Annotated in this window: 9 protein-coding genes; 4 read left to right on the plus strand and 5 right to left on the minus strand. The window is 68.9% G+C overall.

Going from position 1 to position 6,762, the window contains the following annotated elements:
* From ABZ281_RS31290 to ABZ281_RS31310, 5 genes are all read right to left on the minus strand, one after another.
* Positions 1-1,777, minus strand: a 1,777-nt coding sequence (locus tag ABZ281_RS31290; RefSeq protein ID WP_356660925.1) for a methylmalonyl-CoA mutase family protein, incomplete at its 3' end; no start/stop codon positions are given.
* Positions 1,778-1,894: 117 nt separating this feature from the next.
* On the minus strand, positions 1,895-2,233 hold the full coding sequence (locus ABZ281_RS31295; RefSeq protein WP_356660927.1) for a DUF3817 domain-containing protein: 339 nt from the start codon (positions 2,231-2,233) through the stop codon (positions 1,895-1,897).
* A 43-nt stretch (positions 2,234-2,276) separates the two neighbouring features.
* Positions 2,277-2,786: a MarR family transcriptional regulator gene (locus ABZ281_RS31300; RefSeq protein WP_356660929.1), complete on the minus strand. Its 510-nt coding sequence runs from the start codon at positions 2,784-2,786 to the stop codon at positions 2,277-2,279.
* Positions 2,787-2,883: 97 nt separating this feature from the next.
* Positions 2,884-3,177, minus strand: a complete 294-nt coding sequence (locus tag ABZ281_RS31305; protein WP_030854324.1) for an MTH1187 family thiamine-binding protein — start codon at positions 3,175-3,177, stop codon at positions 2,884-2,886.
* On the minus strand, positions 3,174-3,518 hold the full coding sequence (locus ABZ281_RS31310) for a DUF3817 domain-containing protein (RefSeq protein WP_356660931.1): 345 nt from the start codon (positions 3,516-3,518) through the stop codon (positions 3,174-3,176). The genes ABZ281_RS31305 and ABZ281_RS31310 overlap by 4 nt, the downstream gene beginning before the upstream one ends.
* Positions 3,519-3,687: 169 nt before the next feature.
* Between ABZ281_RS31310 and ABZ281_RS31315 the strand changes: the two genes are divergently transcribed.
* From ABZ281_RS31315 to ABZ281_RS31330, 4 genes are all read left to right on the plus strand, one after another.
* The gene (locus ABZ281_RS31315; protein WP_356660938.1) at positions 3,688-4,320 is read left to right on the plus strand and encodes an AIM24 family protein; all 633 of its coding nucleotides are present in this window, start codon (positions 3,688-3,690) and stop codon (positions 4,318-4,320) included.
* A 1-nt stretch (position 4,321) separates the two neighbouring features.
* Positions 4,322-4,972 (plus strand): AIM24 family protein, encoded by a 651-nt coding sequence (locus tag ABZ281_RS31320; protein WP_356660933.1) that lies wholly within the window; start codon positions 4,322-4,324, stop codon positions 4,970-4,972.
* Entirely contained in the window at positions 4,969-5,769 is an 801-nt protein-coding gene (locus tag ABZ281_RS31325) for an AIM24 family protein (RefSeq protein WP_356660935.1), read from the plus strand. The genes ABZ281_RS31320 and ABZ281_RS31325 overlap by 4 nt, the downstream gene beginning before the upstream one ends.
* A gap of 116 nt (positions 5,770-5,885) precedes the next feature.
* The gene (locus ABZ281_RS31330) at positions 5,886-6,362 is read left to right on the plus strand and encodes a MarR family transcriptional regulator (RefSeq protein WP_030854309.1); all 477 of its coding nucleotides are present in this window, start codon (positions 5,886-5,888) and stop codon (positions 6,360-6,362) included.
* Positions 6,363-6,762: the final 400 nt, after the last annotated feature.

Genomic DNA, 6,762 nt, shown 5'->3' on the forward strand with positions numbered 1-6,762 from the left:
GGTACAACCGGCTGCGCGACGCGTACCTCGCCACGATGGCCGATCTTGGGGTGGGCGCCGACCTGTCGCCGGAGGAGTTCCTGAAGGCCTCCGTGTACACCCCCCACTCGTCCCGCAGCACGCCGCAGATCTCCCCGAGCGTGGCCTCCGCCCGTACCGCGTCCAGCATCGGCTCGATCATGTTCGCGCCACTGCGGGCGGCGGCCAGCATGGCGTCGAGCGCGGTGCGCACCGCGGCGTCGTCACGGGCCGCCTTGCGCCCGCCGAGCGCCCGGACCTGCTCGCGTTCCACCTCGTGGCTGACCCGCAGGATCTCCAGGTCCCCGGTCACCGACCCGTCGTGACAGTTCACGCCGACGACCCTCTTGTCGCCCTTCTCCAGGGCCTGCTGGTACCGGAACGCCGACTCGGCGATCTCCCCGGTGAACCAGCCGTCCTCGATCCCGCGCAGGATCCCGGAGGTGATCGGGCCGATGGGGTGCTGCCCGTCGGGGTGCGCCCGCAGCCCGCGCTCCTTGATCTGCTCGAAGATCTTCTCCGCGTCCGCCTCGATGCGGTCGGTCAGCTGCTCGACGTACCAGGAACCGCCCAGCGGGTCGGCCACGTTGGCGACGCCGGTCTCCTCCATCAGCACCTGCTGCGTGCGCAACGCGATCTCCGCCGCCTGCTCGCTCGGCAGGGCGAGGGTCTCGTCGAGCGCGTTGGTGTGCAGCGAGTTCGTCCCGCCGAGCACGGCCGCCAGCGCCTCCACGGCCGTCCGTACGACGTTGTTGTACGGCTGCTGCGCGGTGAGGGAGACCCCCGCGGTCTGCGTGTGGAAGCGGAGCCACTGGGCCTTCTCGGACTGCGCGCCGTAGACGTCACGCATCCAGCGGGCCCAGATCCGCCGGGCCGCGCGGAACTTGGCGATCTCCTCGAAGAAGTCGACGTGCGCGTCGAAGAAGAAGGACAGGCCGGGGGCGAACACGTCCACGTCCAGCCCGCGCGACAGGCCCAGCTCGACGTATCCGAAGCCGTCCGCCAGCGTGTACGCCAGTTCCTGCGCGGCCGTCGAGCCGGCCTCGCGGATGTGGTAGCCGGAGACGGACAGCGGCTTGTACGCGGGGATGCCGGCCGCGCAGTGCTCCATGAGATCGCCGATGAGCCGCAGGTGCGGCTCGGGCTGGAAGAGCCACTCCTTCTGGGCGATGTACTCCTTGAAGATGTCCGTCTGCAGCGTGCCGTTGAGGACGGACGGGTCGACGCCCTGCCGTTCGGCGGCGACCAGGTACATGCAGAAGACGGGGACGGCCGGGCCGCTGATGGTCATCGACGTCGTGACGTCGCCCAGCGGGATGTCCTTGAACAGGACCTCCATGTCGGCCGCCGAGTCGATGGCGACCCCGCAGTGCCCGACCTCGCCGAGCGAGCGCGGGTCGTCGGAGTCGCGGCCCATGAGCGTCGGCATGTCGAAGGCGACGGAGAGCCCGCCTCCGCCGTTGCGGAGGATCATCTTGTAGCGCTCGTTGGTCTGCTCGGCGTTGCCGAACCCGGCGAACTGCCGGATGGTCCACGTCCGCCCTCGGTAACCGGTCGCGTACAGACCGCGGGTGAAGGGGTACTCCCCCGGCCAGCCGATCCGGTCGAACCCCTCGTAGGTGTCACCGGGCCGCGGCCCGTACACCGGCTCCACGGGGTCGCCGGAGAGCGTGGTGAAGTCGGCCTCGCGCTTGCGTGCGGCGTCGTACCGGGCCTGCCAGCGGCGGCGGCGGCCCTCCTCGATGGCGTCAGCATCCATACCCTCGAATTTACTTGGACGTCCTAGTAAATGTCGATGGCTGACGGGAGTGACCTGGCGAACGGGTGAGAACGACCGCCACACGCACGCGTGCGGCGGGCCCGAAGCGCGCCTAGGCTAGGCCTTGACCGGCGCGGGCACGTCCTCGGCGAGCTTGCCCTCCAGCTCGTGGCTGATCCTGCGCTCGACGAAGAACGCGGCCGTGGGGATCGTGCCGGCCAGCAGCACCCACAGCTGCTTCTTGACCGGCCACTTCGCCTTGGAGCCGAGATCGAAGGCGAAGATCAGGTACACGACGTACAACCAGCCGTGCGCGATGCTGACCACCTGGGTGAAATCAGCCGCGCCGCCCAGATCCAGGACGTACTTGCCGACCATGCCGAGGGTCAGCGCGACGAGCAGCACACCGGTGACGTAGGCCATGACCCGATAGCGGGTCAGCACGCTCTTCTTCATGCCGTCGAGCGTAACGACCCGTTCCGGGAGATCTTGCCCCGGGTCACTCCTCCTCGAAGTCGCCCACCGAGACGCGCAGCGGCCGCAGCATCGCGAAGATCTCCGCGCACTCCTCGGCGTCGTACGTCCCGAGCCCGAAGTCCATCGCCATCAGGTCGCGGGTGGCCGACTCGACGACCTCGCGTCCCTTGTCGGTGATGCTGGCGAGGGTGCCGCGGCCGTCGTTCGGGTTGGGCCGCTTGGCGACCAGACCCGACTTCACCAGCCGGTCCACGGTGTTCGTCACGGACGTGGGGTGCACCATGAGCCGCTCGCCGATCTTGGACATCGGCAGCTCGCCGGACTTGGAGAAGGTGAGCAGCACCAGCGCCTCGTAGCGGGCGAACGTCAGCCCGTACGGCCTGACCACCGCGTCGACCTCGGCGAGGAGGATCTGCTGGGCGCGCATGATCGAGGTGATCGCGGCCATGGACGGCACGTTTCCCCAGCGCTGCTTCCAGCGTTCGTCGGCGCGCGCGATCGGATCGAAGGAGAGACTGAGCGGCTTCGGCACGAACCCGACCTTACCGGCCGGTCACATGGCGGTCAGCCCTGTCTCGCCCTTCGGGCGGGCCGTCGTGGGAGCCGGCGCATCACCGCGTTCGCGGCACCTACTCGGCGAGGTGCCGCTCCACCGTCTCGACCTTGGAGGTGAGGCCGTCCGTCACGCCGGGGCGGATGTCCGCCTTGAGGACGAGGGAGACCCGGGGCGCCCGTCGCTCGACGGCGGCGACCGCGCGCCGGACGACGTCCATGACCTCGTCCCACTCCCCTTCGACGGACGTGAACATCGCGTCGGTACGGTTCGGCAGCCCCGACTCGCGTACCACCCGTACGGCGTCGGCGACGTACTCCCCCACGTCCTCACCGACCCCGAGGGGCGTCACGGAAAAGGCGACGATCACGCGCCCACCACGCCTTCCTCGCGCGCGCGGGACGCGATGACCGCGTCCTCGGTCTCACGCCGCAGTTTGCGCTCGGCGAAGAACCCGCCGGCCGGCAGCACCGAGAGGACGAAGTACAGCGCGGCGGTCTTCAGCGACCACTTCGCCCGGTTCCACGCGTCGGCCCAGAAGATGACGTACAGGACGAAGAGCCCACCGTGCACCGCACCCATCACCGGCACGGCGTTGAAGTCCGTGGTCCGCTTCAGCACCGAGCAGACCAGCAGGAGGAGGAAGGAGATCGCCTCGGGGGCCGAGACCAGGCGGAGGCGGCGGATGGCGGTGGCGGTCTTGAGGTCCACGGGTCACCTTCGGTGGGAGAGAAACGGTTTGTGAACGCACGCACAAGCGTCGCGCCCATTGTGGCAAACCACCCGGGAGCCCAGGCCCCTAGGGGTGCACTCAGGGACGTCCTCCACCCACAGGCCCTGTTCGCGGGGCCCGGCCTGCGGCTACCTTCCAGTCGTGGCGATGTTCCGACTTCAGAGCAGCAAGGTGCTCGCCGTCGACATGACCGGGGATGCCGTGAAGGCGAAGAACGGCTCGATGGTCGCGTACGACGGGGAGATGGCCTTCAAGAAGCTCAGCGGCGGCGGTGAGGGCATCCGGGGCATGGTGACCCGGCGGCTGACCGGTGAGCAGATGACGTTGATGGAGGTGAAGGGGCGGGGGACCTGCTGGTTCGCGGACCGCGCCTCCGAGATCAACCTGGTCAGCATCCAGGGCGACAAGCTCTACGTCGAGTCGAGCAACCTGCTCGCGACCGACGGCGGGCTGCGCACCGGTACGGAGTTCACGGGCCTGCGCGGCGCCTCACAGGGGAACGGGCTGTTCACGACGACCGTCGAGGGCCACGGCCAGGCGGCGATCATGTCGGACGGCCCGGCGATGGTGCTGCGGGTGAGCGCGCAGTACCCGCTGACCGTCGACCCCGGGGCGTACGTGGCGCACCAAGGCAATCTGCGGCAGTCCTTCCAGTCCGGTGTGACGTTCCGCACCCTGCTCGGGGAGGGCGGCGGCGAGGCCTTCCAGATGCGGTTCGAGGGGGACGGCCTGGTGTACGTGCAGCCGAGCGAGCGGAACACGATCGCGGGAGACGTGTGAGATGGCCTTCCGGGAGATCAACGGAAAGATGGTCGAGGCGACGGTCACGCCGGGGCAGCGGCTGTTCAGTCAGCGCGGCGCGATGCTCGCGTACAAGGGCGAGGTGTCGTTCACGCCCAACATGGCCGGCGGCCAGGGCGGGATCATGTCGATGATCGGCCGCCGGGTCGCCAACGAGGACACGCCCCTGATGGCCGTCGAGGGCAGTGGCACGGTCCTCTTCGGGCACGGCGGGCACCACATCCAGGTGATCCGGCTCTCCGGCGACACCCTCTGCGTGGAGGCGGACCGCCTCCTGGCCTTCGAGGGCACGCTCCAGCAGGGCACGTTGTTCCTGGGCTCGCAGGGCGGCGTCATGGGCATGGTGCGGGGCCAGGTGAGCGGTCAGGGACTGTTCACGACGACGCTGAAGGGCCACGGGGCCGTCGCGGTCATGGCGCACGGCGGCGTCATCGAGATCCCGATCAGCCCGCAGCGGCCGGTCCATGTGGACCCGCAGGCCTACGTCGCCCACCACGGCGACGTCCGCAACAAACTGTCCACTGCCCTGGGCTGGCGGGACATGGTGGGCCGCGGCTCGGGCGAGGCGTTCCAGCTGGAGCTCAGCGGCAGCGGTGCGGTGTACGTCCAGGCGTCGGAGGAGAAGCTGTGAGCACGTACGGAACCCCGGGCGCCGGCCCCGCGGTCCTCGACCCGGCGACGCTGCCGGCCGACGACAACGTCAACGCGTACACCTTCTGCGTGGAACTCAAGGGGAGCCAGTGGTTCCTGCAGAAGGGGAAGATGATCGCCTACTACGGGTCGATCGACTTCAACGGCGTCGGGCACGGCCGGCTGGACCGCCTCGTCCGCACCTCCTTCCATTCGCCACTGCACGCGAGCGACTGGGTCGTGGCGGAGGGTTCGGGCAAGATGCTCCTCGCCGACCGGGCCTTCGACGTCAATTCGTACGACCTCGAGGACGGCAACCTGACCATTCGCTCCGGCAACCTGCTTGCTTTTCAGCCAACTCTGTCACTGAAGCAATCAATCGTGCCGGGTTTTCTGACCCTCATCGGAACCGGAAAGTTCGTGGCCGCGTCGAACGGACCGGTGGTGTTCATGGAACCCCCGATCAGGGTCGACCCCCAGGCCCTGGTCGGCTGGGCCGACTGCCCCTCCCCGTGCCACCACTACGACCATGGGTACATGACCGGCGTCATGGGCGGTCTACGTGCACTGACGGGCCTCGGCGGCGCCTCCGGCGAGGAGCACCAGTTCGAGTTCGTCGGCGCCGGGACGGTGCTGCTCCAGTCGTCCGAGACCCTGATGGCCGAGCAGGCCACGGGGACCGTTCCGCACCAGGCCGGCGTGCCCGGTGGCGGGGCGCACAGCCCCCAGGCGGGGCAGGCCGGCGTACCGCGCCTTCCCGGACAGCTGGGGGACCTCCAGCGTCGCTTCGGGCTGTGAGCGGTAGTCTGCGGAGTGTGACATCGAACGTCTGCGCACTGTTGTTCGCCAGGCGTGCGCGGTCACATGCCACCCCTCACTAGTTCGCCTTTCAACATTTTAGGTAGACTTCATTCATGGAGACCGAGACGGCCACCCGCTGGCTGACCGATGCGGAGCAGTGCGCTTGGCGCACCCACCTGGAGGTCAACAGGCTGTTGACGTACCAGCTCGAGAAGGACCTGCAGCCGTTCGGCCTGACAATGAACGACTACGAGATCCTGGTGAATCTCTCCGAGTCCGAGGGCCAGAGGATGCGGATGAGCGACCTCGCTTCCGCCACCCTCCAGTCCAAAAGCCGCCTCTCGCACCAGATCACGCGCATGGAGAACGCGAACCTCGTCCGGCGGGAGAACTGCGAGTCGGACCGCCGGGGCCTCTACGCGGTCCTGACCGACCACGGGATGACGACGATGCAGAAGGTCGCGCCCCACCATGTGGCGTCCGTGCGCAGGCACTTCATCGACCTGCTGTCCCCCGAGGCCCTGACCGAGCTCGACAAGGCCCTCAAGCCCATCGCGGAGCACCTGCGCGGCCAGCGCGGGCGCCCGTAACCGCAGCCCCCGGGCCTGTCGTTTGGAGCACGCCGCAGAGGCGGGGTCTGACACGCGCATCTGCCGCGTTGTCGTCGGTTGCCGACTTCCCCAGGCTCTCGACTCCGCTCGAGTAGGGGGGACCCCATCGCGTCGCCGCCCTCCTCCGCCTTGCAGCTGCACGCACCGGACCCCGCTCACCGGCGCTGAAAGGCGGCGCAACGTTCCTGCGACCTGATCCAGACGACAGGCCCTCGGGGGTGTTTCGAAGGTCCTGTGCGGTGCCCGCGGTGTCCGGTGCGCGCTCTCGGCATGCCGGACGAAAGCCCTCGTGCTGTACGTACTTGGGATTTCGGTTGGTGCGGCGAGTGGGGGTACCCCCTGCTCGAGCGGAGTCGAGAGCTCGGGGGAGCGTGCCGGG

The sequence above is a fragment of the Streptomyces sp. NPDC006265 genome, assembly GCF_040613555.1.
Taxonomy (GTDB): domain Bacteria; phylum Actinomycetota; class Actinomycetes; order Streptomycetales; family Streptomycetaceae; genus Streptomyces.